General features: G+C 34.0%; 27 protein-coding genes and 1 tRNA gene. 11 read left to right on the top strand and 17 right to left on the bottom strand.

Annotated elements, in window-relative coordinates; all coding sequences use genetic code 11:
- The 8 genes from ACM55K_RS15050 to ACM55K_RS15085 form a co-directional block, all read right to left on the bottom strand.
- On the bottom strand, nucleotides 1–978 hold the full coding sequence (locus tag ACM55K_RS15050) for a M28 family peptidase (RefSeq protein WP_416851091.1): 978 nt from the start codon (nucleotides 976–978) through the stop codon (nucleotides 1–3).
- A gap of 58 nt (nucleotides 979–1,036) precedes the next feature.
- Complete coding sequence (locus ACM55K_RS15055) at nucleotides 1,037–1,678, bottom strand: LysE family transporter (protein WP_416851092.1); 642 nt, start codon at nucleotides 1,676–1,678, stop codon at nucleotides 1,037–1,039.
- Between the two features lie 4 nt (nucleotides 1,679–1,682).
- The gene (locus tag ACM55K_RS15060; RefSeq protein WP_416851093.1) at nucleotides 1,683–2,717 is read right to left on the bottom strand and encodes an ATP-grasp domain-containing protein; all 1,035 of its coding nucleotides are present in this window, start codon (nucleotides 2,715–2,717) and stop codon (nucleotides 1,683–1,685) included.
- A gap of 11 nt (nucleotides 2,718–2,728) precedes the next feature.
- Nucleotides 2,729–3,439 carry an NRDE family protein gene (locus ACM55K_RS15065; protein ID WP_416851094.1) on the bottom strand — a complete coding sequence of 237 codons (711 nt, stop codon included), beginning with the start codon at nucleotides 3,437–3,439 and terminating at the stop codon, nucleotides 2,729–2,731.
- A complete protein-coding gene (locus ACM55K_RS15070; RefSeq protein WP_416851095.1) occupies nucleotides 3,427–3,915 on the bottom strand; it encodes a DinB family protein in 489 nt (162 codons plus the stop codon). Before ACM55K_RS15070 ends, ACM55K_RS15065 begins: the two co-directional genes overlap by 13 nt.
- A gap of 1 nt (nucleotide 3,916) precedes the next feature.
- Nucleotides 3,917–4,306 carry a DoxX family protein gene (locus ACM55K_RS15075; protein ID WP_416851096.1) on the bottom strand — a complete coding sequence of 130 codons (390 nt, stop codon included), beginning with the start codon at nucleotides 4,304–4,306 and terminating at the stop codon, nucleotides 3,917–3,919.
- A gap of 91 nt (nucleotides 4,307–4,397) precedes the next feature.
- On the bottom strand, nucleotides 4,398–4,607 hold the full coding sequence (locus ACM55K_RS15080; RefSeq protein ID WP_416851208.1) for a helix-turn-helix domain-containing protein: 210 nt from the start codon (nucleotides 4,605–4,607) through the stop codon (nucleotides 4,398–4,400).
- 74 nt (nucleotides 4,608–4,681) lie between these two features.
- On the bottom strand, nucleotides 4,682–5,821 hold the full coding sequence (locus ACM55K_RS15085; RefSeq protein WP_416851097.1) for an acyl-CoA dehydrogenase family protein: 1,140 nt from the start codon (nucleotides 5,819–5,821) through the stop codon (nucleotides 4,682–4,684).
- Between the two features lie 230 nt (nucleotides 5,822–6,051).
- Here ACM55K_RS15085 and ACM55K_RS15090 point away from each other — a divergent pair, with 230 nt between their 5' ends.
- From ACM55K_RS15090 to ACM55K_RS15100, 3 genes are all read left to right on the top strand, one after another.
- Nucleotides 6,052–7,122: an anhydro-N-acetylmuramic acid kinase gene (locus ACM55K_RS15090; protein ID WP_416851098.1), complete on the top strand. Its 1,071-nt coding sequence runs from the start codon at nucleotides 6,052–6,054 to the stop codon at nucleotides 7,120–7,122.
- 67 nt (nucleotides 7,123–7,189) lie between these two features.
- Nucleotides 7,190–8,416, top strand: coding sequence for a Glu/Leu/Phe/Val dehydrogenase dimerization domain-containing protein (locus tag ACM55K_RS15095; RefSeq protein ID WP_416851099.1), 1,227 nt, complete (start codon nucleotides 7,190–7,192; stop codon nucleotides 8,414–8,416).
- 193 nt (nucleotides 8,417–8,609) lie between these two features.
- Nucleotides 8,610–9,509, top strand: a complete 900-nt coding sequence (locus tag ACM55K_RS15100) for an energy transducer TonB family protein (RefSeq protein WP_416851100.1) — start codon at nucleotides 8,610–8,612, stop codon at nucleotides 9,507–9,509.
- A gap of 120 nt (nucleotides 9,510–9,629) precedes the next feature.
- Here the strand turns inward: ACM55K_RS15100 and ACM55K_RS15105 are convergent, their stop codons facing one another.
- The gene (locus ACM55K_RS15105) at nucleotides 9,630–10,025 is read right to left on the bottom strand and encodes an ExbD/TolR family protein (protein WP_416851101.1); all 396 of its coding nucleotides are present in this window, start codon (nucleotides 10,023–10,025) and stop codon (nucleotides 9,630–9,632) included.
- A gap of 1 nt (nucleotide 10,026) precedes the next feature.
- Nucleotides 10,027–10,722, bottom strand: a complete 696-nt coding sequence (locus ACM55K_RS15110; protein ID WP_416846569.1) for a MotA/TolQ/ExbB proton channel family protein — start codon at nucleotides 10,720–10,722, stop codon at nucleotides 10,027–10,029.
- A gap of 129 nt (nucleotides 10,723–10,851) precedes the next feature.
- Between ACM55K_RS15110 and ACM55K_RS15115 the strand changes: the two genes are divergently transcribed.
- From ACM55K_RS15115 to ACM55K_RS15125, 3 genes are all read left to right on the top strand, one after another.
- The gene (locus ACM55K_RS15115) at nucleotides 10,852–12,087 is read left to right on the top strand and encodes a bifunctional folylpolyglutamate synthase/dihydrofolate synthase (protein ID WP_416851102.1); all 1,236 of its coding nucleotides are present in this window, start codon (nucleotides 10,852–10,854) and stop codon (nucleotides 12,085–12,087) included.
- 117 nt (nucleotides 12,088–12,204) lie between these two features.
- The gene (locus tag ACM55K_RS15120; RefSeq protein ID WP_416851103.1) at nucleotides 12,205–12,999 is read left to right on the top strand and encodes a hypothetical protein; all 795 of its coding nucleotides are present in this window, start codon (nucleotides 12,205–12,207) and stop codon (nucleotides 12,997–12,999) included.
- A 206-nt stretch (nucleotides 13,000–13,205) separates the two neighbouring features.
- Nucleotides 13,206–13,280 (top strand) — tRNA-Val (locus ACM55K_RS15125).
- Between the two features lie 324 nt (nucleotides 13,281–13,604).
- Here ACM55K_RS15125 and ACM55K_RS15130 read toward each other — a convergent pair.
- Nucleotides 13,605–13,964 (bottom strand): winged helix-turn-helix transcriptional regulator, encoded by a 360-nt coding sequence (locus ACM55K_RS15130; protein ID WP_416851104.1) that lies wholly within the window; start codon nucleotides 13,962–13,964, stop codon nucleotides 13,605–13,607.
- A 104-nt stretch (nucleotides 13,965–14,068) separates the two neighbouring features.
- On the opposite strand from ACM55K_RS15130, the gene ACM55K_RS15135 reads away from it, so the two are divergent.
- The 5 genes from ACM55K_RS15135 to ACM55K_RS15155 all read left to right on the top strand — a co-directional run bounded on the left by ACM55K_RS15135 (nucleotide 14,069) and on the right by ACM55K_RS15155 (nucleotide 17,851).
- Nucleotides 14,069–14,821 (top strand): SDR family NAD(P)-dependent oxidoreductase, encoded by a 753-nt coding sequence (locus tag ACM55K_RS15135; protein WP_416851105.1) that lies wholly within the window; start codon nucleotides 14,069–14,071, stop codon nucleotides 14,819–14,821.
- 258 nt (nucleotides 14,822–15,079) lie between these two features.
- On the top strand, nucleotides 15,080–15,658 hold the full coding sequence (locus ACM55K_RS15140) for a TetR/AcrR family transcriptional regulator (protein WP_416851106.1): 579 nt from the start codon (nucleotides 15,080–15,082) through the stop codon (nucleotides 15,656–15,658).
- Between the two features lie 186 nt (nucleotides 15,659–15,844).
- Nucleotides 15,845–16,843, top strand: coding sequence for a saccharopine dehydrogenase family protein (locus ACM55K_RS15145; protein WP_416851107.1), 999 nt, complete (start codon nucleotides 15,845–15,847; stop codon nucleotides 16,841–16,843).
- A 115-nt stretch (nucleotides 16,844–16,958) separates the two neighbouring features.
- Nucleotides 16,959–17,507: a DNA-3-methyladenine glycosylase I gene (locus ACM55K_RS15150; RefSeq protein WP_416851108.1), complete on the top strand. Its 549-nt coding sequence runs from the start codon at nucleotides 16,959–16,961 to the stop codon at nucleotides 17,505–17,507.
- A gap of 5 nt (nucleotides 17,508–17,512) precedes the next feature.
- The gene (locus ACM55K_RS15155; RefSeq protein ID WP_416851109.1) at nucleotides 17,513–17,851 is read left to right on the top strand and encodes a nuclear transport factor 2 family protein; all 339 of its coding nucleotides are present in this window, start codon (nucleotides 17,513–17,515) and stop codon (nucleotides 17,849–17,851) included.
- A 266-nt stretch (nucleotides 17,852–18,117) separates the two neighbouring features.
- Here the strand turns inward: ACM55K_RS15155 and ACM55K_RS15160 are convergent, their stop codons facing one another.
- The 6 genes from ACM55K_RS15160 to ACM55K_RS15185 form a co-directional block, all read right to left on the bottom strand.
- Nucleotides 18,118–19,164 (bottom strand): GntR family transcriptional regulator, encoded by a 1,047-nt coding sequence (locus ACM55K_RS15160; RefSeq protein ID WP_416851110.1) that lies wholly within the window; start codon nucleotides 19,162–19,164, stop codon nucleotides 18,118–18,120.
- Nucleotides 19,165–19,243: 79 nt separating this feature from the next.
- Nucleotides 19,244–20,611 carry a glycoside hydrolase family 28 protein gene (locus ACM55K_RS15165; protein WP_416851111.1) on the bottom strand — a complete coding sequence of 456 codons (1,368 nt, stop codon included), beginning with the start codon at nucleotides 20,609–20,611 and terminating at the stop codon, nucleotides 19,244–19,246.
- A 73-nt stretch (nucleotides 20,612–20,684) separates the two neighbouring features.
- Nucleotides 20,685–21,671 carry a pectinesterase family protein gene (locus ACM55K_RS15170; protein ID WP_416851112.1) on the bottom strand — a complete coding sequence of 329 codons (987 nt, stop codon included), beginning with the start codon at nucleotides 21,669–21,671 and terminating at the stop codon, nucleotides 20,685–20,687.
- Between the two features lie 65 nt (nucleotides 21,672–21,736).
- The gene (locus ACM55K_RS15175; RefSeq protein WP_416851113.1) at nucleotides 21,737–22,483 is read right to left on the bottom strand and encodes a rhamnogalacturonan acetylesterase; all 747 of its coding nucleotides are present in this window, start codon (nucleotides 22,481–22,483) and stop codon (nucleotides 21,737–21,739) included.
- A gap of 39 nt (nucleotides 22,484–22,522) precedes the next feature.
- On the bottom strand, nucleotides 22,523–24,568 hold the full coding sequence (pelA, locus tag ACM55K_RS15180; protein WP_416851114.1) for a pectate lyase: 2,046 nt from the start codon (nucleotides 24,566–24,568) through the stop codon (nucleotides 22,523–22,525).
- 10 nt (nucleotides 24,569–24,578) lie between these two features.
- On the bottom strand, nucleotides 24,579–26,234 hold the full coding sequence (locus ACM55K_RS15185) for a glycoside hydrolase family 43 protein (RefSeq protein ID WP_416851115.1): 1,656 nt from the start codon (nucleotides 26,232–26,234) through the stop codon (nucleotides 24,579–24,581).
- Between the last annotated feature and the right edge of the window lie 7 nt (nucleotides 26,235–26,241).

The following is a 26,241-nucleotide window of genomic DNA, read 5'->3' on the forward strand; positions in this document are numbered from 1 at the left end:
CTAATTCATATGAATTTCATGTGTTGGCGTATTAGCCATTTGCGTTACGGCAGGTAATAATTCCTGAATAAACGAAGTCATATGAGGTAAATCCATTACGTTAAATTCATCTGAAACATGATGGTAGAATTCGAAATTTTCAAAATCGAAAGTACTCACAGATTGGCAAGGAACCTTGAAAACATTGTAAAAAGAATAATTATCTGATCTGTAAAACAATTGATATTCGGCTTCTTTAGGTAAAAACCCAATCGTATTTTTTCCTGTATATTCATTGATTTTACCCGCCATATTCGATTTGTCAAAACCTGTAATATATGCTAAATAAGACCTTTTCATTGGCACTCCAATCATCTCAATATTGAATTGCGCGTACAAATTAAAGTTTTGCGCTTTCAGCTTTTTGGCTAAATGTTTAGACCCTAACAATCCTTTTTCCTCTCCTACAAAGAACACAAAAAGAATACTTCTCTTATTGTTTTTAACACTACTGAAATATTTCGCCATTTCAGCAACTGCAGTCGTTCCCGAAGCATCATCATTCGCACCATTATTTATAAAATCTCCATTTATTCCTTTTTTATTAATTCCAATATGATCATAATGTCCGCTAATAATAACGAATTCATTTTTTAGCTCAGGATCATTTCCTTCGACAAAACCTACAATATTAAAAGCGGGTTCTTTAAAATTAGACAACGTATCGCGATAACTAGAAAAATAAGGTTTGACATTATTGTCTTTGAAAAACTGTTCCAAATAATCTGCCGCTTTTACCATTCCCTTTGTCCCGGTTTCTCTGCCTTCCAATTCGTCCGAAGTCAAGAATTTCAATGTTTCTGCAACATCATTTTCTTTGACTATATATTCAGCTTCTAATAGTTTTAATCGAGTATCGCTTGTAGCTTGAGCCGTGATAGAAGAATTTCGTACACATCCGAATAGAACGAACGGCAGCAGTAAAAATGTGTTTTTCATGGTTAATAATTCTTTGGTTAAAAGGAGCAATCTTATTTTAATTGATAGCATCAAAATCTTATTTCTTATAATATTTTTTGTAGACTTTATACATTTGAATCAGAGCTAAAACTACAAAAAATAACGGAATAATTACTGGCACTATATATCTTGAAAAACTAGCCGTGTTTTGGGAAAATAAATTTAAAATAATTACTAAAGCCAGCATTCCAAAAAAAGTCCCAACCAAAGTCCCAAAAACGTAATAATATTTAAGTCTTTTCTCGATAGCAATATAATTTCCATTAATCAAATAGAGATTCCATCCCGTCCAGAATGGCACTTGAAGAAAATTGATACCATTCAAAAACACACCAATTAGAAAAGGCGAATACTTTATAATTTTCTCTAAATCATTATGATTTGCTGCTGTTTGATTCGAATGAGCATAAAAAGAATATCCCAGAAACAGCAAAAAGAAGACCGCAAAAAAATCGATAATTTTCATCAGTTTTTTATTGTTTACCAATTGATTTGCAAAAATCAACGTGAAGTAAATTACAAAAACCTCAACCGAAATAACACCCAACAAATAAAAAATCAAACTATTAATTCCTAATTCAGCATAAATTTCGAACCCAATAATATTTAAATATCCCAGTGGAACTGAGCCGATAAAACTCACCAAGAAACCAACGAGAATATTTTTTATAACTTTCATTTTATTAGAAATTTACTATTCTATTGCTTTGCTCTAAATGCAGACGATATTCTTTCATCCCTTCCTTGTGTGGCAAATACGGATTTCCGGATTTATGATTTTCAACACTTATTTCATACATATACGTAATATGCCGGGCAAGTTCTTTCCACGCAAATAGCAACGAATGTTTTGGATCATAGATATGCGTGGGTTCACTTGCAGCTCCATTCAACTCGACAATAGCACAATTTTTTCCTTGTTCCAAATCTTCGAAAGTAGTGTACATCACATCCAATCTTCCGAAATAAAAACCCGGAATTTGCAAACACATTTCATTGATGGTTTCGTTTAATTTTGGAGTTATCCAATGGCTTCCGTCAATAAATTTTGCACCTCGTGCGTGATTCCCGTACGGTACTAAATTTAGTTTTTCCCCTTTTGGCAAAACCTTCAATAATTTCTTACCGTATTCTTGCTGCAATACTTTAAGTTGCAATTCGTAACGAGGGTTTTTCTTGATTAACTGTTCAATAGTTGCAATTCCATCTCCAGTGATTATTAGAAATTCTTTGGAAACTATTCCTGTTATTTTACCAATTTTCTCGTGTGGATAACGTACATAAAAAATTCCAACTTCATTTTCGAAAGGAATTAAATCTTGCACTACAAAATCAAAATTTGCCTTTTCAGCATATCTTTTTAAGTCGGCAACAGTATCTATTTTTTTGACTCCGGAACCACGCAAACCAATATCAGGTTTTGCAATCAATGGATATTTTATTCCCGAAAATTGGATTATTTTTAGAATTTCTTCCACTGAAGTTCCTTCTTTTATGAGTTCCGTTTTTGGGTAATATTGCTGTGGAATCAAGTCGTAGATCGCTTTTTTGGACTCCATCATAAATCCTCCGTTTTTTATCGTTGGATTAGCCGCGTTAAAGAAAAAAATCGATTTTGCTTTAAGTGAATAAAATGCCCAAAGAAAATAAATTGGAATATAAACAATCTGAAACGGCCAATATTCCCAATGCGTAATCTTATGAAAAAGTAATTTCAATTGAGAAAATTTTAAATAGTGATAAATGAAGTCTTGTACTCTTTTTGTGCAATCAAATCGCAATGCAATATAGCAACTTTATTTTTTTCGATTACAGATTGGGTAATACTCAAGGTTTTCATTTCGTCATTTCGATTGATAACCAATCCGTTTTCCTGATTTTTCTCTTCGGTATAGCGATGAAAATGAAGCATCTCTGTTTCTGATATTTCTGGATTTACATCCAAAAAAGTATAAAACCAATTGGTACGTTTCTCCCTAATTGCCGCTGGATATAACGTTGACGACGACCAAATGTGATTTTTATGACTATCTAAAAGAGTCGTTTCTTTCTGATTTCCATTCCATCGCAATTGAAACAGCTCCTTATTTTGAAATAAAACCAATGTAAAAGGTTCTATGTTTTCCAAATCAATTTCGTCCCAAAAATCCTTCGGCGATACGCTGCTAATAATATCAAGCACAATTAGACCGCGACTTTTCCTGTAAGGAAGCACTACTTTGTGTTTTTCGTCAGCACCATTTAATAAAACCAAAACAGTTCCATTTGCATCGACAACAAACCAAGTTCCACCAGCTTTTGGGTCTTTTGGAAAAATGACATTCTTACCGTTTATGGTATAATCTCTGGGCGGTATTGCCGATGGTCTAATTATTTTTTCATCTCGATTTGAGGTAATGATAATTGTGTCATTGACATGAATAAAACTTACTGTGCACATTGATTCCTGTATTCAATTGTAGAACGGGCAACTCCAAAATTCTCATCGACCGTGATATTTTCACATTTTAAAATAGCCACTTTTATCAGCGCCTGATGATGAATACAATGCTCTAAATTATAGAGCAATTCTCTATAATAATTACTTTGAATTCGGATTTCCTCACCGTCAATCATTTGTTGCAAATCGATATTTTTATTCTCTTTTTCAAGATTATTTTTTATTTCTAAAATATGATGAATCGCATAATTCACATCCGTTTGAATCAAAATATTGCGCGCCCTTTTATCATAATTCACAATCCCTAAATCGTATTGATTTTCAAGACACTGAAACATTTCGATAATATGCCTCGTATGTTCTCCTATACTGGCATTACTCAATTCAGTACATGGATTTGAGTAATCTTTATTCGATAATTGATTGAGCAAATCAATCAATTCGTTTAGACTATTAGTAATAGAAGGTATCAGCATATTATAGTTTTAATTTTAATAAATTTGGCAGTTTATCTCTATTTAAAAAAATTAAAGTAAGACAACTAAATAAGGTTATGTTAGCCAACGCAAATAGCGTTCCACCATCACCCTCAACTTCAATTCCCAGAACAAACAGATGTGAAATAATAGCTCCGACCATTATACTAGAACCTAGCAATGCTCCATATATTGTAGTTCTAGGCATTAAAATTAGAACTACAGTAATCAATTCTAAGATACCAGTACCAATTCTTCCATAAGGTTCCACTCCCAAAGCAGTAAAAATATAAATACTTTCCTCGGCACCAGTAAATTTAAAATATAGGGTTTGTGATAAAATTACTGCCACTGCAATCCTTAAAATCCAAGATAAAATAGTTGTTTTCATCACATTCTTATATTTATTTCTTAAACAAAGATATTTAGAATCAAAAAAGCCATTTGTCAGCTAGTTTACAATACGTACGAAATAATTGAAACTACAGTTTTGAAATATCCGAGATAACGATTTCTTTTCGGTTATAAATCAGTGTTCCGTTGGTTTCCATTTCATTGAGCAATTGAGTTGCAGTCTGTCTTGAAGTACAAATAATCTGCGCAATATCATTTTGTGTCAGATAATTTTCAATCACCACTTTATTATCTACTCTTTTACCTTCTTTTTCAGCCCAATCTTCCAGTAAATATATTAAAAAATCGTTTTAAAAAATAAAACCCTTTCCAATCGAAATTGAAAAGGGTATAAATAACTATAAAATTTTATTTATGAAACTAATGTTCTTGAAATCACAATACGTTGAATTTCAGAAGTTCCCTCATATATTTGAGTGATTTTAGCATCACGCATCATTCGTTCCACATGATACTCAGCAACATAGCCATTTCCACCATGTATTTGAACGGCTTCAATAGTAGTATCCATAGCGGTTTGAGAAGCAAATAACTTCGCCATTGCTCCAGATTGTGAGATATCCATCCCCAAGTCTTTTTCAGAAGCTGCTTTAAAACACAACATTCTGGCAGCCATAATTTGAGTTGCCATATCGGCTAATTTAAAAGCAATCGCTTGGTGTTTGAAAATCTCTTTCCCAAAAGCTTTACGTTCTTGAGAATATTTTAAGGCCAATTCATAAGCACCGGTGGCAATTCCTAAAGCTTGGGAAGCAATTCCTATCCTTCCGCCGTTTAGTACGCTCATCGCAAAATTAAACCCAAATCCATCTGCTCCAATTCGGTTTTCCTTTGGCACTTTAACATCATTAAACATTAAAGAATGCGTATCAGAACCACGAATTCCCATTTTTTTCTCTTTTGGACCAATATCAAAACCCGCCCAACCTTTTTCAACTATAAATGCATTAATCCCTTTATGTCCTTTTTCAACATCAGTTTGAGCAATTACAATATAGGTTGATGCCGAAGATCCATTAGTAATCCAATTCTTGGTTCCATTCATTAAGTAATAATCGCCTTTATCGATTGCAGTTGTTTTTTGCGAAGTCGCATCAGAACCCGCTTCCGGCTCAGACAAACAAAAAGCGCCAATTACGTCTCCTTTGGCAAGAGGAACCAAGTATTTCATTTTTTGTTCTTCATTGCAGTACTTTTCTAAACCTGCACAAACCAAAGAGTTATTTACAGACATTACAACTGCTGTAGATGCATCTATTTTAGCAATTTCAGTAATGGCCAAAACATAAGAAACGCTGTCCAATCCGGACCCACCATATTTAGGATCCACCATCATTCCTAAAAAACCAAGCTCAGCCATTTTTTTCACCTGCTCCGTTGGAAATTTAGAGAATTCGTCTCTTTCAATAACACCTGGCAATAATTCGTTTTGAGCAAAATCTTTAGCTGCTTGCTGAATCATTAACTGCTCTTCGGTAAGATTAAAGTTCATAACTATATTTTGTTTTTTATTAAAATTTCAACTCTACAAATAAAAGTAAAATTACTCAATTACAATCCTTAAATTTACAGCTTTAGAAAGTTTTTTATGTTTTCTGCTTTTTGCCGTAAATTTGACTATTGTTCCTATTTAAACTAATTAAATTACTTTTTATTTAAAAAAAGCATTCAAAGATACTTTAATATTATGAAATTATCAATTTTGATTTAGAAATTCATTCAATGAAAGAAGATTACTATAACGTTATCGGAGTAATGTCAGGAACTTCGCTTGATGGTGTTGATTTAACACATATTCAATTTAAAGTACAGAACAATAAATGGGCTTTTGAAATACTTGAAAGCGAAACTATAGCCTATAGTGCAAGTTGGATACAAAGTCTAAAATCTGCTGTGGATTATTCTAAAGAGCAGCTCGAAAAATTAAATCAGGATTACACCCAACTTCTCGCTTCCATTATTGCAGCTTTTATCGAAAAACATAAAATCGAAAACCTGGACGCCGTTTGTTCTCATGGCCATACTATTTTACATCAACCACAGAATGGTTTTACGCTTCAAATTGGTAATTTACCTGAAATCGCTACTTTAATTCACCAAACGGTAGTCTGCGACTTTAGAGTACAAGATGTCCAACTTGGCGGTCAAGGTGCGCCTTTGGTTCCTGTTGGCGATCGAATATTATTTTCTGAATACGATTATTGCATGAATTTAGGTGGTTTTTCGAATGTGTCATTTGAACAAGACCAGCAACGAATTGCCTTTGATATTTCACCAGTAAATACCGTTTTGAATTTTTACGCCAATCAATTGGGATTCGATTATGATGATAAAGGTACCATTTCAAGAACTGGAAAAACTGAAACTAATTTGCTACAGCAGTTAAATGCTTTGGATTTTTACCAAAAAAAACATCCTAAATCATTGGGTTTTGAATTTGTAAAAGAAACCGTTTTACCTTTAATCGAAAGTTTTGAAATTGCTATTGAAGATAAATTACATACGTTCACTGAACATGTAGCGTTACAAATTGCCTTGGCTTTGCCAAATAAAAACGGAAGTCTTTATATAACTGGCGGTGGTGCCTATAATGATTTTCTTATCGAACGTATTCAGTCCTATTTACCTGAAATGAAAATCATAATTCCGTCAGCTAAAATTCTCGAATTCAAAGAAGCGTTGATTTTTGCGTTGCTTGGCGTATTAAAATTGCGAGGGGAAATCAATGTTTTGAGCAGTGTTACGGGTGCCAAAATGGATCATAGCTCTGGAAATGTTTATTACTCAAAATAATATCAAAAATACATAATTCGCATTATTCTATTTTTTATATTTGTAAAAATTAAACATATCGCAATAAATGAAAGATTTATTAAAGAAATTCGAAAATAAAGAACCTGAGATAGTTTTCCATTGGAAAGATGCTGAAACCGAAGCCGAAGGTTGGACTGTGATTAATTCTCTTCGTGGTGGCGCTGCTGGCGGTGGAACTCGTATGAGAAAAGGGTTGGATATGAATGAAGTTTTATCTTTGGCAAAAACAATGGAAGTGAAATTTTCAGTTTCAGGACCTGCTATTGGCGGAGCTAAATCTGGAATTAATTTTGACCCAAATGATCCCAGAAAAAAAGGCGTTTTACAACGTTGGTACAAAGCGGTTTCTCCTCTATTGAAAAGCTATTACGGAACCGGAGGTGATTTGAATGTGGATGAAATTCACGAGGTAATTCCCATGACGGAAGAATGTGGCGTTTGGCATCCGCAGGAAGGCGTTTTTAACGGGCATTTTAAACCTACCGAAGCGGATAAAATCAACAGAATTGGTCAATTGCGCCAAGGTGTGGTTAAAGTAATTGAGAATCCAAAATTCTCACCAGACGTTTCTCGAAAATATACCATTGCAGATATGATAACCGGTTTTGGCGTTGCTGAAGCAGTTCGTAATTATTATACTATTTATGGCGGAGATGTAAAAGGCAAGAAAGCCATTGTCCAAGGTTTTGGAAATGTAGGTTCGGCCGCAGCATTTTATTTGGCAGAAATGGGAGCAAAAATCATCGGTATCATTGATAGAGATGGCGGACTGATAAACGAAGAAGGTTTTACTTTCGAAGAAATAAAAGCGTTATTTCTTGCTAAAGACGGAAACAAACTGGTTGCCGAAAACATGATTCCTTTTGAAGAAATCAACCAAAAAATCTGGACAATAGGCGCTGAAATATTCACTCCTTGTGCAGCGTCCAGATTAGTTGCTCAATCTCAAATTGACAGCTTGATTGCTAATGGTCTTGAAGTAATTTCATGTGGTGCGAATGTTCCTTTTGCCGACAAAGAAATATTTTTCGGTCCAATCATGGAAGATGTAGATCATAAAGTGAGTTTAATTCCTGACTTTATTTCTAATTGTGGAATGGCTCGCGTTTTTGCTTATTTCATGGAAAAGAAAGTGCAAATGACGGATGAAGCTATCTTTCAAGACACATCGGAAACCATTAAAAAGGCAATTGAAAAAGCACATGATTTGAATCCAAGCAAAACAAATATTAGTGCAACAGCCTTTGAAATTGCATTGAAACAGCTTACTTAAAAAAAAGCATTCATCAAACATATTGAAACTGGGATTAAGTAGATTATTCAAAATCTATTTAATCCCTTTTTCTTATTTTCAATTTTAAATAAAGCAAACTTATTTATATTCCTTCAGTAGCTTTTTACTCTTGACAATTTTTAGTACTTTTCAACGTTTTTTAGTAATACACTTTTTTAAATTTAAAATACAAATGAGTTCCACCATTTCATCAGACCAAAAGAAATCTTTAGCCATATCCATTCTTTTGTATGCGACAATGTTGTTAATTTTATTTTTCATCCGCTTTTGGCCACCAGCAAACCTGGCGGAACTTGCAGGCGGCGGAGGTGGCGGAGGCGTTACCGTGAATTTCGGAGACAGCGATTTGGGTTCTGGTGCGAATTATAAAAGTGAAGTGCTGCAAGTAAAAAACCAAACAAGACAAACGCCAACAAAATCAACTCCTGACGAAGCTATTTTATCGCAGGAAAACAGTACCGAAGAAAGTGTTGTCATTCCCCAAAAAGAAAAAACTACAAAACCTATTGCTGTTGTAAAAGAGAAACCAAAACCAGTGGTTGTAAAACCTAAAGTTTCTAACAATACAAATGACGCGTTATCCAGCATTCTGAAAGGTTCCAATAAAGGCGGTGATGGCGATGACAAAGCAGCCGGAAATAAAGGAAAATCAAACGGAAGTTTAAGTTCTAATGGCTATTATGGAACGGGTGGTTCTGGAGGAGGAACAGGCGGTGGAAATGGTACTGGAACCGGAATAGGAACTGGCAGCGGATACGGCTCCGGTAGCGGTGGAGGAAACGGAAGTGGCTCTGGTGGCGGTAGCGGCTACTCCCTAGGAAACAGAAAAGCAGTTTCGAAACCGGCTCCTAAATACACCTGTAACGAAGAAGGAAAAGTTGTCGTTGAAGTATCAGTAGACAGAAATGGACGAACTATAAATGCAATTGCCGGTGTAAAAGGAACAACGAATACAGCAAGATGCTTGTTAGACCAAGCAAGAATAGCAGCGATGAACACTAAATGGGATGCCAGCAGCGATGCCCCGGAAAAACAAGTCGGAAAAATCGTTTACAATTTCAATTTGAATTAAAATAAATACAATCCTAATAAATAAAAAATGCCTCGATAAAAGTCGAGGCATTTTTTTATATAGTTCATTTCAAGTTTAAATCAATCCGAACAAGTAAAACTCATATTTAAAATCATTTTCTTACTTTGCACTGGTAGCGATCACAAACTTCAGATTGTTTTTTACTCCTATTTGCAAAACATCAACTAAATCCTGAACTTGCAAATTAAATGGAATTCTCACCACAACGGTTTGATCCTTTTCACTATTCATTTTAGACATTAAAGTCGTTTCTAACTCCTCAAATGTTACAGCTTGTTTGTCGATATAGAATTTCTTATCTTCTGTGACTGACAAACTGATGTATTGCTTGTTGGTTTTCTCGTTAGCCTTAGCTTTTGGCAATGTCATTTTTATAACATTTGGATTCGCCAAAGTAGATATAATCAGAAAAAACAACAACAAGAAAAACATAATATCACTTAATGACGAAGTAGCCACTTCGGCATGAAATCTTCTTTTTCGTTTTATAGACATGTTACGATCTTTGAATAATATTTACGAATTCCAGTATCTGTTTTTGAATTTTTAAAGCAAAATTATCAATTTTTCCGTTTAATAAATGGTACGCACTATAGGCAATAATACCAACCAATAACCCAGAACCACTACTGATCATTTTCTCGTATAAACCTCCAGAAATATTACCAATGCTTATATTCTCAGTAACTGAAATACTGTAAAATATTTTAATTACTCCAGAAATAGTTCCAATAAATCCTAATGTAGGTGCAATCCCCGCAATAAGTCCCAATTGACCCAAATGTTTTTCCATTTCTCCAATTTCAATGTCTGCAGCGCGATCCATATTAGATTCAATCTCCGTAATAGGCCTGCCAATAACAAGAATTCCTTCTTTAATAATGTTACCGGAAGACGTGTTGCTTCTTTCGGCTATGGATCGTGCCAATTCCAGATTCCCGGAATTTAGATTGTCTCTGACATCTGACATCAATCGATGATCCATTTTAGATGCTTTATGAATGTACATCGTACGTTCTATAATTAAATAAAAAGTATAGAATAATAGAATTGAAATTGGGATTAAGAAGAACCCTCCTTTTAAAATAAATTCCAAAACAGAGATTTCAGTATTTGGAGCAATTTTCTCGATTACTACGTTTGACGCAGCATTAGCAATAGTGTCGGCCTGTAATTGTATAAAACTAAACATATATTATTATTGATTTTTACTCATTAATTCTAAAAATTATTTCAATTTTGCAATAAAGATACTTTTCGATGTACTATTAAACTAAAAAAATCGAAAAATATTTTAAACAACTACTATTTTATTCAAAAAATGAACTATCAGGAAACTATAAATTGGCTATTTAACCAACTACCGATATACCAACTACAGGGCGCTTCGGCCTATAAAAAAGATTTAACCAACACCCATTTACTAATAGATCATCTTGACAATCCTCAAGAAAAAATAAAATGCATTCATATTGCAGGAACCAACGGAAAAGGTTCTACTTCGCACATGCTGGCTTCGATACTTCAGGAAGCGGGCTATAAAGTGGGATTGTATACCTCGCCTCATTTAAAAGATTTCAGGGAGCGCATCAAAATTAACAGAATGGAAATTTCTGAAGCATTTGTTACTGATTTTACAAATAAGCATAAAGCGTTTTTTGAAGCAAACGACATGAGTTTTTTCGAAATGACCGTTGGATTGGCTTTTGATTATTTTGCAAAAGAAAAAGTGGACATCGCCATTATAGAAGTTGGAATGGGCGGAAGATTAGACGCCACCAATGTCATTACGCCGCTCGTATCCGTGATTACGAATATTGGATTGGACCACACCCAATTTCTTGGCAACACACTTGAAGCTGTTGCTTTTGAAAAAGCGGGAATTATAAAGCCAAATATTCCCGTGGTTATTGGAGAATATACTCCTGAAACCAAACCTGTTTTTTTGGCGAAAGCCAAAGAATGCAACTCCACAATCTACTTTGCTTCTGAATTGATTTCAGAAACCTATTCTTCTGATTTAATTGGCGATTATCAAGTGCATAATAAGAAAACTGCCCTACAAACAATTGCTGTTTTAAATGAGCAAAAAGAATTCAAAGTCTTCCAGGAAGATATCAAATCTGGTTTATTGCTGGTTGTAAAAAACACAGGACTTCAAGGAAGATGGCAACAACTAGGCGAATCCCCAAAAGTTATTTGCGACACCGCACACAACAAAAACGGACTGGAAATTGTCATGAACCAAATTCAAAAAGAAGCTTTTGAGGCTTTACATATTGTTTTAGGAGTCGTAAATGACAAAGATTTGGACGAAGTTTTACCTTTATTTCCAAAGAATGCTACTTATTATTTCTGCAAACCAAACATTCCACGTGGTTTAGACGCTGCCATTTTACAAGAAAAAGCAAAAAAATACCATCTTAACGGAAACACATACCGCTCTGTAACAGACGCTTATGTGAACTCTAAGAATAATGCCACAAAAAATGATTTTATCTTTATTGGCGGTAGTACCTTTGTAGTAGCTGAATTGCCTTTAAATAAAGGGGTTTAACTTTGGGCAATAATTACCTTCAAAAATAAATTATTTATTTTTGCAACTAATTGACTCATAATTAGTTAAATTTATGTGACTAATCTTATTTATTACTCACTTAATTCTTAAACTATTATGAAAAAGAAAGACAATTTAGCATTGATATTGTTAATTTTAACATTCATGTTAAGCATTGGTATGTTTGCTCAAGAAGACCCAAAACCTGTATTTATTACAGTGACGACATTACACAGGAATCTGGATACGGATAGGAAAGACTGGAAACAAACCGAACAAGAGTACTTTGATAAAGTTACCAGCAAGAACGATTTAATAATGGGATCCGAAATTCTTAATCATTATTATACAGAAAACAGTTCTGAGGTTTTACTGGTTTCCGTCTTTAAAACTTGGCAAGATATCGAAAAAGCAAATGATGTTTCCGATGAATTAATTAAAAAAGGTTGGCCAGACGAAAAAATCAGAAAGGATTTTTTTGATAAATACAACACTTATTATTCTAAAATGCATTCCGATGAAATTTATTCTTCCATTGCAGGCTCTAAAGAATTCAAACCGACTTCAAAAGAGCCTATGGTTGTCTATATACGAAAATCACAAATGTCCTTGAACGGACAGGGAAAAGGCATGAAGGAATATAACGAAAAAGTAACCATGAATAACCCTTATATCAAAGGATATTACCCGAATCGTCATGCTTGGGGTGCTGACAGCAGGGATTTTCTCGAAGCTTATTATTATGATTCCTTATCCGATTTAGAAAAATCCAGTGATAAACAAGATGAATTAATAAAAACTGTTTGGCCCAAAGAAGATGACAGAAAAGTGTTTTTTGATGGATTGAACAAGGCATTTACAGGAATTCATGGTGATTTCATTTACCATAACGAACCCACGCTATCCAAATAAATTATAAATTTTCAAATAAACTCCGTTTACAGATTGAAAGACGGAGTTTATTTGAAAATTCCATCAAACCTAATAAACTAAACACCAATTAAATATAAACTCTTTCGAAAAAATATTAAAATTTGTGCAGAAATATTTTGGATAAGCAAAAAACAAGCTTATATTTGCACTCGCAATAAGGCAATAAAAATTACTAAATTGTACTAGGGCGATTAGCTCAGCTGGTTCAGAGCACCTCGTTTACACCGAGGGGGTCGGGGGTTCGAACCCCTCATCGCCCACAAAAAATCACAAACCTTCAAAATCATTGATTTTGGAGGTTTTTTTTTGGTTATATTTTTTTATCATTATTCCCCAAAATTAGTCTGTGTCTTTATTTACAGCGTTTATTTGATTCGAATCCCTTACATTTCTGGTATAAATAAGGCTAATGATAATCCACCAGTCATTTATTGTTTAAAACCTATGAAATGTTGATATTACGTATTGGCTTTTGTTGAAAACTAGTTATAAAATGGCCTTTTCAAAATGATTTTTTTTTGAGAAATACCTAAGCACTGATTTTTCTTTTACTTAAAGCAATACTAAAAAGGTGTGCTTGAAAACTATCGGTTTATAATTTTATGGCGGTGTTTTGTTCCCCAATCTGCAAGCTCTTTAATAATCGGCTCCAAAGTATGCCCATAGTCGGTGAGCTCGTACGATACTGTAATTGGTTTAGTTGTGTTAACTGTTCTGGTAAGGAGTCCATTAATTTCCAGATCCTGTAATTCTTTGGACAACATTTTTGCTCCCAGACCGTTAATCTGTCGCTGTAAATCTGTAAAATTCTTTTTACCATAGAGCAAAACACTTATTACTTTGATTTTCCATTTGCCACTTATAAGATCGAGTGTATCCTGTATTGCAAAAAGTATTTTGGAACAATCTGCCTGTTCTAGAGCTGTTGATTTATCTTTTTCCATTGTTATTATATTAGGATACCTACTTTACTAGAGGAAACCCATATCGAAAGTAAAGTTACTATATTATACCTTTGAAAAATAATAATTACTTAAAATAAAGTAAAATGAAACTTAAAGATAAAATAGCTATCGTAACCGGAGCTTCTAAAGGTATAGGTGCAGGAATAGCCAAAGCACTTGGTAAAGCAGGGGCTACGGTTATAGTTAATTATGCGTCAAGCGAGAGTGATGCTGACGAAGTCGTAAACGAAATTCAAATTTCGGGAGGCAAAGCAATTGCCATTCAGGCTGACATGAGTAAGTCGGTTGATGTTAAACAAATGTTTGATAAAATAAAAATGGAATTTGGAACTATTGATATTCTGGTAAACAATGCAGGGGTTGCAGTATTCGAAATGATTGATGATTTGACCGAGGAAGCTTTCCACAAGCAGTTTAATTTAAATGTATTGGGATACCTTTTGGCTGCTCAAGGGGCTGTAAAGCTTATGGGCGACAATGGTGGAAGTATTATAAATATTAGCTCTATCCTTAGTTCTGATCCGTATATGGCATCAAGTGTTTATTCAGCTACTAAAGGTGCTGTGGACACCTTTACTTTGGCTCTAGCAAGGGAACTCGGGCAACGTAAAATAAGGGTAAACTCAATAATGCCTGGTCATACAAATACTCCTGGAACTGCAGGAAATTTTGAAGGCGAATTAGGTGAAAAGCTGATTGCAGGAACACCGCTTGGCAGATTCGGAGAGCCAGAAGACATCGCCCCGCTTGCTGTATTCCTGGCTTCTGATGATGCACATTGGATAACTGGTGAATCAATAAGGGCATCAGGTGGCGTTAGAGGTGTTGGCTATTAAGCTTCTTAAAAATTCAATAACGAAATGATCGGTATGGCAGTGAAAAATCCATTCCGATTTTTTTCTTGCATTGCACTGACGCTTATAAAGTCTTCATATGAGGTCTTAATTCCACCCAAGTTTGAATATTCACTAACAGACATGGAGAAAACCTTACTGCCTGCTTAAGCACATTAATTTCAATGTGATAATTTTTAAAAGTACATTTTATGTGCTTTTAAAACGATTGTTTCAATATTTTTCTATCTTTGCCCAGATATGCCAAAAAATGTAAAATTTGATGAACAATTAGCGATTTCAAAAGCTATGGATGTCTTTTGGAAAAAAGGATATAGCGGTGCGTCTATGCGCGACCTTACCGAAGCAATGGGAATCAATAGCAGTAGTCTGTACAATACAATTGGTGATAAACATCAATTATTTGTCAAGTGCATTAAAAATTACACGGAGTCAAGAAGGGATGCTGCTGAAAAACAATTTCAAAATATTTCAAGTCCAATACATGCTATTGAGCAGTTTATCAATGGAGCTGTGCACAGTATTACTAATGAACCTAACAGCTGCCTGGCTATAAAAACTACTTTTGAAATGGCCATTGATGATTCAGAAATTCAAAAAATACTGAGAAGTGATAATAGCTTTACTTATAATTTAATATTAGATTTAGTTGAAAAAGCTATTGCTATAAAAGAAATTAGAATTACTGATGATGGTGAAATGCTCACGAATTACATCATAAATAACTTTACTGGATGGCACGAATCATTTATTATCTATCAGGACAAATTAAGAATATCCAAAATGGCACAATTCCTAATACAAATACTTAAACAATAATTTTTTTATTTACATTTAAAACAAACGTTTCAAATAAATGATACATTTACTCAAACCATAGAAATAGTACATTTCAAAAAGGCGATTTTAGCTCAATTCACGATTGCGGTAGCCTTTGGAGCAAACTAGTATGTAAGGGCGGAACGAGTCCGACCAGTAAAAAAATTATAAATACCCATTACTAAAATGAATACTAAAAAAAACAAATTGCTTATTTACGGAGCTACAGGCTATACAGGAAAAATAATTGCAGCACGAGCCAAAGAGTTAAATCTTGATTTTGAAATAGCCGCACGTGAAGAAGGCAAAACGAGTGCTTTGGCAAAAGAATTAAATGTGCCTTTTCATGTTTTCAATGTAGAGGATGATAAAGGTTGGCAGAAGGCTCTGGCTGACAAATGCGTTTTGATCAATGCGGCGGGTCCATTTCAATTTACGGCAAAACAGGCTATGAATGCCTGCTTGAGAGCAGGTGTACATTATTTGGATATCAGTGCTGAATTAGAAACGTATCAATTAGCAGAATCTTTGGACAAAGAAGCAAAATCTGCGGGAATACAGCTGATATCAGGTGCAGGGCTTTTTGTGAGTTATGATGCTCTTGCAGTTCACTTATCCAAATTAGTTGCAGAACCACAGGAATTAAAAGTTGGTTTCAGGCATTATGGTGGCTTTTCAAAGGGTTCTATACTGAGCAGTAAGAATATTGCCGATTTAGGTATTTTGGTGAGAAAAAACGGGGAAATAATTGAAAATCCAAATCCACAATCCAAAGTTTTTTCTTTCGGTAATGAAGCTATTGAATGTCTTCCAACTCCTTTAGGAGGTATTGTTCTGACTTATAAATCAATAAGAATACCCAATATAGAAGAGTACTTCTCATTAAAATTGCCTACTATTGATATGCCGGAATTGACAGCGCAAAATCTTCCAGATGGTCCATCAGAAGAAGAGCGTGCTTCAGGAAGAAATGGGCTTTCGGCAGAAATGAGAGGTAAAAATGGAAAAGTGGTAAAAGCGTACATAGATGCTCCATCAGGTTATGCATTAACTCCTCTTTCTGTTGTTGCAGTTGCCAACCGTATCTTCAATAATGATTTTAAAATTGGTTATCAATCACCAGGATCCGCTTATGGTGAAGAGATTTTGAATGATATTCCAGATCTCTATCTATATGATTTATAAGAAATAATATAGTTGTATTTATCACCAAAATGGTAACAATTCAAGCTATTTTGGCGAATTACATTTTAGAAATTTTAACCACTTTTACTAATAGTATAAATTGAAAATATAAAACATGAGTTACTGTAATTACATACCGATGATGAAAGAGCCGAGCCGAACTCTTCATAAAAACTATCACGATTATCACTACGGTTTCCCTATTCACGACGACGATGAATTGTTCGGGCGTTTGATTATGGAAATCAATCAGGCAGGATTGAGTTGGGAAACCATTTTGAAAAAGGAAGAAAGTTTCCGTAAAGCCTATGATAATTTCAATATTAAAAAAATAGCGAATTATACCGAAACAGATTGTGAGCGATTACTAAACGATGCTGGAATTATCCGCAATAAGCTCAAAGTAAATGCCGCCATTGAAAATGCCAAAACCATACTTCAATTGCAGGATGAGTTTGGTAGTTTTGAAAAATGGCTCGAACATCATCATCCCAAAACTCAAGAAGAATGGGTAAAATTATTCAAAAAAATATTCAGGTTCACTGGCGGTGAAATTGTAAATGAGTTTCTAATGAGTATTGGTTATCTTAAAGGGGCACATTCGGAAGATTGTAGCGTGTACCAACAAATTTTAAAAATAAAACCCATGTGGCTACAAAAGTAATAACAATGGACATACACACTTTTATCAATAATTGGATTGAAACCAGTAATACTTTCGACACCAATAAATACTTGGATTTCTATTTGCCGGATGCCGTTTTAGACGATACATCTGTTGGAAGAAAATTTATAGGTCATAAGGAAATTAAAGATTATTTCGACAGTTACTTCATAGGTTACAATACGAATACCGAAATAGTGCAATTGGAAATTTTAGATGAGTATCACGCACATTCAGAAGTTGAGTTTGAAGGCGATTTTCCGGAAGGAAAAATTGGAGGGACTTTTGAATTTACCTTTAAAAATGGTAAAATTTCATACTTAAAAGCTGATTTAATTCACTAAAAATAAAAGGAAAATGATCCAAAATAATTTTGACAAAATCATTCAGCTTCTATTTGTGCTTTCATTTTTTTACAGGAAAATCTAAGTTTTTACGAATTTATAGCAGTGGCTTGTGTAGTAATTGCTTCTGCAGGATCAACTCTGACAGCAAAACGATAAATTGTTTTATTGCTGCTTTTTATATTAAGTTTTTGGAGATTTTAATTATTTCTTTCAATATCAGCTGCTTTTTTTTTCAGGACTAGAGACTTTATGGAATTTATCGTTTAAATTGAATCCCTAAATATAAAATTAAACGGATTTTTTACTTTCCCTATTTCTTTATTTAAAATCATCCTTGCTGCAGTTTCCCCCATCATTTTAAAATCTGTTGAAATTACCGTTATTCCTAACAACTCTTTTAAAGGAGTATCATTATAAGAAATAACACCTATGTCTTTCCCTAATTGAAATTCATAATCTCTAATTTGTTTTATTAAACTAACCAAGTCAGATTCTTCAATTGTTATAAACAAATCTCCTTTTATCAAAAGCATATCGTCGCATATCTCATTCAGGATTTCAAAAGCGATATTATATTCGACACAAAATTTCTTAAATCCATCTAAAATTCTCCTTGGATATGGATAAACAGCCTTCTCTGGATAAATCAATATTAATTTATCATACTTAGCTATTTTAAAAAGACCTTCATTTAAAGCATTATAAATATCATTTTCAAAATCTTGGTAAATCTCAACGATTCCATCGGCTATTAAAGGATTTTTTTCATCTAAAATAATAAGCTTTTCCTGTGGTATTTCTTTTATAATTTTGAATGCTTTATCAGTAAGACTCACATGCTTTAAATCTTTTGTTTTAAAATGTGGCATGATAACATACTTGTCATATGCAAACTTATTTTTATCTAATAAATTTAAAAATAAGGTTTCGTCAAAATGATATACATGAAGATCTACTTGTGAATTTCCTCCTATATTATCAATAAAAGAATTAAAAACACTCATCTTATACGAACTTAATTTATTAATCAGAAACAAAATATTTATTTTAGAGACTAATTTTGTTCTGGTAACATAATAGCCTTTGCCCATGATTGGGGAAATTACATTTCTCTCTTTTAAAATATTATAGGCTTTCTCTACAGTATCCCTTGATAGATTAAATTCCTCGCTAAGCATATTAATTGATGGAATTTTCTGATCCATTAAAAGTCTTCCAATGGATACATTATAAATAACAGAATCTACTATTTGCTTGTATTTAGGCATCCTAGAAGTTTCATCAATTTCAATATATTTAAATGTTTCCATTAGAATAGTTTTTTGGGGTAAAAGAGCAAAAAATCAATAACTGAATATTGGTAGAAATGGTTGTTTATTGAGTAACCGTTTAGTGTTTTATTGAATTACTGGCAGCCGTTGGAACAGTCGCTTTTTGACCTATTATAACATCATTCATGGTTACATTTTCGGAGTTCAGGATTGTCAGTCCGTTTTTTGCCGATTTAATTTCTATAGTATCCAAATATACGTTCCGCACTTTCTTTTGCGGATAGCCCTGAATAATAATCGCCGTTTCTCTTGCTTTTGTACAGCTAATATTGGACAAGAAAATATCGGACACATCCGATGGAAAACCACCACTGCCCTCGCCCATATAATTAGCCGTGATGTAAATACAATCTTCAACCTCATCCAATTGGATGTTTCTGGCATAAATATTTTTAATAAATCCGCCTCTATCCGCATTCGTTTTTAAATAGATTCCCCTTTTTAAAAACCCACTTGTCTTACAGTTATCAATAAAAATGTTTTTGACACCAGCCGACATTTCACTGCCAATAACAACTCCGTGCAATCCTTTGAAATTACAATTGCGAATCACGATATTTTCACTTGGGGTTGCACTGTTGGCTCTGCCTTCATCGTCTCTACCCGCTTTTATTGCTATATTATCATCTGCATTATCAAAGTCAATATTCTCTATCAAAACATCTTTGGCATATTCTGGATCTATTCCGTCATTGTTGGCATTAAATGCTTTGTATTTCAAACCTCTGACGGTAATGCTTTCTGATTTTAATAAATGAAGACACCAGAATGGCGAATCTTCAATTTTTATATTTTCTACTAAAATATTTTTACAATTAAAAAACTGAATCAGTTGTGGTCTTAAAAAATGTCCAGGACCAAATTTTCTATCCTTCAAAGGCATATTGCTATGATTCATTTCTCGACTTAATTTTTTATCCTCTCCTTCTTTTGCTTTGTAACTATTCCAAACTTTACTTCCTTCTCCATCAATAATTCCTTCTCCAGTTATGGCGATGTTAGTGCAACCATAAGCATAAATAAGTGGGCTGTAATTATAAATCATAGTTCCTTCCCAACTTGTCAGCACCATTGGTAAATAATGTTTAGGATTCTCACTAAAACGAATTTTGGCTCCTTTTTCAATTAATAGCTTTACATTACTTACAAAGTGGATGGGACCGTTTAGCGTGTAAACTCCTTTAGAAACAACGATTGTTCCTCCATTATTTTTTTTACAAAGTGCCATGGCTTTATCAAATGCAGGTTTGGCATCACTAATGGAATCTCCTTTTGCCCCTAGTCGTGTTACTTCAATTTTAAAGGAAGGAATTTGAGGTAATTGAATACGCTTGACAATAGAATCAACTGTATCAGATGGAAAATTACTGTTTTGAGCAAAACAGTTTAAAGAAATCAGCAAGAAAATAAGGAATTTATATTTCATGATTTTTAATTTTAAAGTTGATTATAAAAACAACTTTGTTTGAGGAATTATTTTGGCTTTAAATTCGATTCTATTATTTTGTTAGAAAAATCCAATCCTTAAATATTTTTTCAATTGTATAATCTGATTGAAATTGTTGGGCTGTTAATGCGTGTGACCAAGGTACTCTGGATTGCAAATCAGCTCCCACACCTGTACATTTATATTCTGCATAAAACGTAGTGCCTTCAGCTTCTGGCCTACCCCAATTATGCCACCCAGCAGGTTTGATGTGATTGCCAATTTTACATTTAATAAAAACCGTTCGGGCATAATTTTCCCATGGTCTTCCTAAATAAAAAGAGTTATTTGAAGCGTTACTTGTTAATTTACAATTCCGAAACACAAACCCATACGAATTACCCTTAGGTGTATTTGCCGCCGTAATATAAGACCCTCCTGTTTTTGCAAAAATCTCACAATTGTCAAATACAGCTGTGGATGCTCCAAAAATGAAGTCTGTGGTCCCTTCTATATAGCAATTTTTATAATATTGCCTGCTTCTGTTACCATGAGAATAAAGCGTATCTTGAAATCCAAGGAATTTGCAGTTATTAAAAATCACTTTATCGCCGTCAATTCTGACGGCAACGGCCTGGCCTACCGGACCGGAAGAGTTTTCAAATGTGATATTTTCAGCTTTAAAATTATCTCCATTAATAGCAAAACTATAAGATCCCGAAGTTCCTATGTTTTGTCCTTTTTCATTTTTTTTGGAAGCATAATCGTCATAGGTAAGAATCGTTTTATTTTTATTCTCCCCTATTAAAGTGATATTAATTTTATTTTGAGCCAGGATTAATTTCTCTTTATAAATCCCATTTTTAATAAAAATTACAGTCTCTTTCTCTTGTAGAAAAGGCACTGCATTTATGGCATCTTGAACCGTTACAAAATCTCCGCTTCCTTTAGAATCTACAATTATATCATATGATTTAGTTGCAGTTTTACTGGAAACCCCGGCAGAACAGTTAAGAAAGAGCAGCGAAATAATACCAATATATGCGTTTATCATTTTCATTTTTAACAAAGTATTAGACCTCAATCGCTTTAAGAATAGTATAAAATTATACTTTTGAATACTGATTATTTTTTAATTGCTTTTTTTAATTTTGCAACTAAAGGACTGTCCATTAATCTAATTTGATTGACAACCAACTGTGCAACTTCATTGGCTCCTTTTACACAAAGATGGGTATTGTCTTCCTTTCCTTCCGGGTAATAAGGAATCTCTCCCGCTTTATAATGCAAATGCAATTTTTTGGATTTTTCAGGTCCATAAGACATTTCCAATAATTCCGTATAATATTCTAAATCGATAAATGGCACGTTGTATTCCTGGGCTACTAAACGAGTTTCTAAAGGATATTCGCCATGCGTTGCGATCAAGACTCCATTTTCATTAAAATTCCTTCTCACTATGGAAGAGAACAAAATGGGAATAGCACCTTTTTCTCTACTTTCATTTACAAAACGGATTAAGTTATGGCGATAACTTGTATGTGGATTGGTATATCGAGTTGAATCGGCAAATTTTTCATCATTATGTCCAAATTGAATAAAAACATAATCGCCAGGTTTTAAAGCTTTATAAACGGAATCCCAACGTTTTTCATTTATAAAACTACGACTGCTTCTGCCATTTACTGCTCTGTTATCCACCTTTACATCATCATTGAAAAAGGAAGACAGCATTTGTCCCCAACCTCTTTCTGGATTTACTTCCGGCTTAATTTTATTAGCCATCGTAGAATCTCCTATGCCATAAATAGTCGTTTTTTGAGCCAAACAGTTTAGCGAAATTAGCAGCAATAACAGGATTCGGTATTTCATGATTTTGTTTTTAAAGTTTAAAATTGCTTGTTTGTTGCTTTATTTTAATTTCAAATTCCATTCTTTTATTATGTTGGAAAAATCCAATCCCATAATATTTTCGACAGTGTATTTATCTGCTTGCGCCTTTTTTAATTGATGCGACCATAAAACTCTTTTTTCAGGACGATACCCTTCTCCGGAACAATTATATTCCGCATAAAAAGCCGTTTTTACAACTTCAGGCTTGGACCAATCATTCCACCCTTCAGGCTTGATGTGTTTTCCCATTTCACAATTAATAAAAACCGTTTTTGCATAAATGCGCCAAGGACGTCCCAGATAAACTTCGGTTGCCTTTGCATCAGCAGTCAGTTTACAATTTTTAAATACAAAACCATATTTAACTCCTTCTGGAGTAGATGCAGCCGTTATGTAAGAATCTTTTAAACTATGAAGGGTGCAGTTTTCAAATAACATGGTGGCTTGACCAAAGATAAAATCGACAGTTCCCTCAATATAACAATCCTTCAAATACTGTTTGTTGTTAGTGCCACTGGCATACAAAGTATCCTGATTACCCAGAATAATACAATTCGAAATCAAAACTCTATTAGCATTTAGCGCCAAAGCCACCGCTTGCCCTACTTGTCCGGATGAATTTTTTATGGTTAAATTTTGAGCCACAAAATCAGCCCCTTCCACTAAGACCGTGTAGGTATAAAAAGTACTGTTCCTGCCTAAATTAATCTTGCTAAAATAATCCCCATACGTAATAATAGTTTTCTCTTTACTTTCTCCAATTAATGAAATATTGGGATTCCATTCGTGAATTTTTACTTTCTCGTTATAGATTCCATTTTTCACAGTAATGGTAACCCGTCTATAAGGGAATGCGGGTGAATTATTTATCGCTTCTTGGATACTTGTATAATCGCCACTTCCGTCTTGAGCAACAATAACATTAAAGTCGTCTTTAACAACAATTTTATTCTGTTTTATAACTGTTTTAGTATCTGCGATAAAATGCTTTTCTTTCCACTTTTCATATTTTGCCAGTACCTCTTTTGGCTCATTTGTGTACCAGGAATATCCATTTCTGCGTTCCTCACCAATTTCAGCTAACGACCCTTTTTTTATACCATCCCGATCACAGAAAAAAGGAGTATTGCTATCCAGTTCCATAAAACGAGCCCATATATCTGGAGCATTCGCATCTGAAACCATTTTCTTGTCGTTTATTTTACCTTTTTCATCATAAAAACGTTCTTCTCTTAGCCCTTTTATTTTTGCTTTATCAAACCATGCTACAGCAAAATGTACTGCATTTATTATTTCTTTTGATGGATTTTCAATTGACATTAATAGTAATACAATTTGTGCTGATTCTTTTCCGCTTAAAGAGGGTAATTCATAAGCACGCGCTTTTGCCGGAGCCAGAGTATATTCATCGTGTTGCGCACACCAGCCTGTTAAAACCCCATTCTGTTTGTATTGTGTTTTTATAATACAATCTATTCCTTTATCGAATGCTACTTTGGCTCTTTTAACCGTTTCTTCAGATGGTTTTATCGAAAAATAATCTGTTTTATCAACAATTTCTTTTAATACATTCAGGATATTCACCATGGAATCATCATTATACGTAATGTGCGTATAATATCCTTTTTTTAACGGGTAAAACTGAGGCCATCCCCCATTTTCATATTGCGCTTCTAATAAGTAATCAAGTCCCGAAAGGAAAGCCTTTTTATAGCTTTCATCTGGAACCTGTCTATAGATTTTAGATAAAAACAACATTTCTTGTGTTGTTGCTTTATTGTCGGTTGTTATTTCCTTTGTGTCGGGTTTAAGGGCAATTAATTTTTGCTTTTCTACCTCGCTTAAATGAATTTGCATCGTAATGTTTTTGGGCCAACCTCCAATATTACGTTGGTACAACAATACATTTTCGGCTACATCTTTTGCATTTTGGGTTGCAAACCAAGTATTATCAGGATTGTTAATTACACTACTCCATTTTATATTAAATAGTTGTTGTGAATAAGCATTTGTAATTACTATAATTGTAAAAATAAACGTTTTGATAATTTTTAACTTTCCCATAATCTAGTTTTTACTTTGTTATTCTGAACCAGTCAATACGAACACTTCCTGCGTCATTTATTGTTCCGTTTCGAAGTGCTAAAAAACCTAATTTTGCACCAATCCATTTACCTTCTTTTGCAATAAAATCGGTTCCTATGGCTGTGTATTTTTCACCATCTTCACTATAAAAGAAATTGCAAATACCACCCGCTTTTACTTTTACTTGAAGGTAAAACAGGTTGCTTTTTAATTTAATAGCTTCACTTTCTGTCTCGATTGCTTTTTTATCTGCATTTTTACAGATTACTTGTGACATAGAGAGTTGTCCTGCTGATTGTTTTACTTTCAAATAACTGTAGTCAAGCCCCATTATCAACAAACCAGTTTGCTCATCATCAAAACGGGCATTGAAAGTCATTTTTGTCGTCGCTGTAAATTCTTCGGCAGGAAATTTTTGTAATAATAAATTCCCTACATCAAATAAATTAGTTGCTTCTTTTGGCATTGGACGACAATACATGGTATAATATCCCATCTCTGAAGGAAGCCCCCAATACACCTGTTGATTTGCATGCCATTGCCATTGCAAACCTAACTTAGAAGTATTAAATTCGTCTGAATCATTTGGAGTTAAAATAGGATACGTTTTTCCTACATTGGGCTTTTTATACGTTAATACCGGCTCGCCAATACCATCTCCATCTTTATCATCCCCTATTACCGGCCAATTATTGACCCATTTCATAGGCTGCAAATGGACAATTCTTCCGTATGCACCCTTGTCTTGAAAATGAAAAAACCAATCTTCCCCAGTTTTAGTTTGTACCCAAGCGCCTTGATGTGGACCATTAACATTTGTTTTTCCCTGATCCATAACCTTTCTCTTTTCGTATGGTCCCCAAATATTTTTCGATCTCAATACCGTTTGCCATCCGGTAGGTACACCTCCTGCAGGCGCAAAAACATAATAATAGCCATTATGCTTGTATAATTTTGGCCCTTCAATTGTTGTTTCACCATCATGTCCGTCAATAATTATAACGTCATCATCATTTGCAACAGTTCCCTCAGCATTTAAACTACAAATTGCCAAAAGGCTTTTAATTCCTGCTCGGCTTCCCGCAAAAGCAAAAGCAAGATATACTTTACCGTCATTATCCCATAAAGGTGAAGGATCAATTAAACCCTTGCCTTCTTTTACCAAAATTGGTTTGGACCAAACGCCTTTCGGGTCTTTTGTCTTGATCATGTAAATTCCATAATCTGGATCTGGATAATAAATATATAATTCCCCATTATGGTATCTTATACATGGTGCCCATACCCCATTCCCATGCTGTGGTTTGTCAAAGACATCAAAAGGAGGCTGTTTTGGAAGTGCATAATTGACCAATTCCCAATTTACCATATCTTTAGAATGTAGAATAGGCAAGCCAGGAACACAATTGAAAGAAGAGGATGTCATGTAATAATCATCTCCAACCCTAACAACATCCGGATCAGAATAATCAGCATGCAAAATTGGATTTTTATAAGTTCCATCTCCATTATCAGCTACCCATACTAATGAATTACTGTTAATTATTTTTGCTTGTCCAAAAATCAGTTGATTAGGAAACAGTAAAATACAAGTAATAATCAGTATAAATCTCATAGGTAAAGAAATTAGGATTAACTGTTTCATTGTTTTA

It is taken from the genome of Flavobacterium arabinosi (genome assembly GCF_048158725.1).
Classification (GTDB): Bacteria; Bacteroidota; Bacteroidia; order Flavobacteriales; family Flavobacteriaceae; genus Flavobacterium; species Flavobacterium arabinosi.

Excerpts from the sequence above, each read along its gene's own strand:
- ACM55K_RS15050 (WP_416851091.1), bottom strand. The coding sequence starts at position 978 with ATGAAAAACACATTTTTACTGCTGCCGTTCGTTCTATTCGGATGTGTA.
- ACM55K_RS15055 (WP_416851092.1), bottom strand. The coding sequence starts at position 1,678 with ATGAAAGTTATAAAAAATATTCTCGTTGGTTTCTTGGTGAGTTTTATC.
- ACM55K_RS15065 (WP_416851094.1), bottom strand. The coding sequence starts at position 3,439 with ATGTGCACAGTAAGTTTTATTCATGTCAATGACACAATTATCATTACC.
- ACM55K_RS15070 (WP_416851095.1), bottom strand. The coding sequence starts at position 3,915 with ATGCTGATACCTTCTATTACTAATAGTCTAAACGAATTGATTGATTTG.
- ACM55K_RS15075 (WP_416851096.1), bottom strand. The coding sequence starts at position 4,306 with ATGAAAACAACTATTTTATCTTGGATTTTAAGGATTGCAGTGGCAGTA.
- ACM55K_RS15085 (WP_416851097.1), bottom strand. The coding sequence starts at position 5,821 with ATGAACTTTAATCTTACCGAAGAGCAGTTAATGATTCAGCAAGCAGCT.
- ACM55K_RS15090 (WP_416851098.1), top strand. The coding sequence starts at position 6,052 with ATGAAAGAAGATTACTATAACGTTATCGGAGTAATGTCAGGAACTTCG.
- ACM55K_RS15095 (WP_416851099.1), top strand. The coding sequence starts at position 7,190 with ATGAAAGATTTATTAAAGAAATTCGAAAATAAAGAACCTGAGATAGTT.
- ACM55K_RS15100 (WP_416851100.1), top strand. The coding sequence starts at position 8,610 with ATGAGTTCCACCATTTCATCAGACCAAAAGAAATCTTTAGCCATATCC.
- ACM55K_RS15105 (WP_416851101.1), bottom strand. The coding sequence starts at position 10,025 with ATGTCTATAAAACGAAAAAGAAGATTTCATGCCGAAGTGGCTACTTCG.
- ACM55K_RS15110 (WP_416846569.1), bottom strand. The coding sequence starts at position 10,722 with ATGTTTAGTTTTATACAATTACAGGCCGACACTATTGCTAATGCTGCG.
- ACM55K_RS15115 (WP_416851102.1), top strand. The coding sequence starts at position 10,852 with ATGAACTATCAGGAAACTATAAATTGGCTATTTAACCAACTACCGATA.
- ACM55K_RS15120 (WP_416851103.1), top strand. The coding sequence starts at position 12,205 with ATGAAAAAGAAAGACAATTTAGCATTGATATTGTTAATTTTAACATTC.
- ACM55K_RS15130 (WP_416851104.1), bottom strand. The coding sequence starts at position 13,964 with ATGGAAAAAGATAAATCAACAGCTCTAGAACAGGCAGATTGTTCCAAA.
- ACM55K_RS15135 (WP_416851105.1), top strand. The coding sequence starts at position 14,069 with ATGAAACTTAAAGATAAAATAGCTATCGTAACCGGAGCTTCTAAAGGT.
- ACM55K_RS15140 (WP_416851106.1), top strand. The coding sequence starts at position 15,080 with ATGCCAAAAAATGTAAAATTTGATGAACAATTAGCGATTTCAAAAGCT.
- ACM55K_RS15145 (WP_416851107.1), top strand. The coding sequence starts at position 15,845 with ATGAATACTAAAAAAAACAAATTGCTTATTTACGGAGCTACAGGCTAT.
- ACM55K_RS15150 (WP_416851108.1), top strand. The coding sequence starts at position 16,959 with ATGAGTTACTGTAATTACATACCGATGATGAAAGAGCCGAGCCGAACT.
- ACM55K_RS15155 (WP_416851109.1), top strand. The coding sequence starts at position 17,513 with ATGGACATACACACTTTTATCAATAATTGGATTGAAACCAGTAATACT.
- ACM55K_RS15160 (WP_416851110.1), bottom strand. The coding sequence starts at position 19,164 with ATGGAAACATTTAAATATATTGAAATTGATGAAACTTCTAGGATGCCT.
- ACM55K_RS15165 (WP_416851111.1), bottom strand. The coding sequence starts at position 20,611 with ATGAAATATAAATTCCTTATTTTCTTGCTGATTTCTTTAAACTGTTTT.
- ACM55K_RS15170 (WP_416851112.1), bottom strand. The coding sequence starts at position 21,671 with ATGAAAATGATAAACGCATATATTGGTATTATTTCGCTGCTCTTTCTT.
- ACM55K_RS15175 (WP_416851113.1), bottom strand. The coding sequence starts at position 22,483 with ATGAAATACCGAATCCTGTTATTGCTGCTAATTTCGCTAAACTGTTTG.
- pelA (WP_416851114.1), bottom strand. The coding sequence starts at position 24,568 with ATGGGAAAGTTAAAAATTATCAAAACGTTTATTTTTACAATTATAGTA.
- ACM55K_RS15185 (WP_416851115.1), bottom strand. The coding sequence starts at position 26,234 with ATGAAACAGTTAATCCTAATTTCTTTACCTATGAGATTTATACTGATT.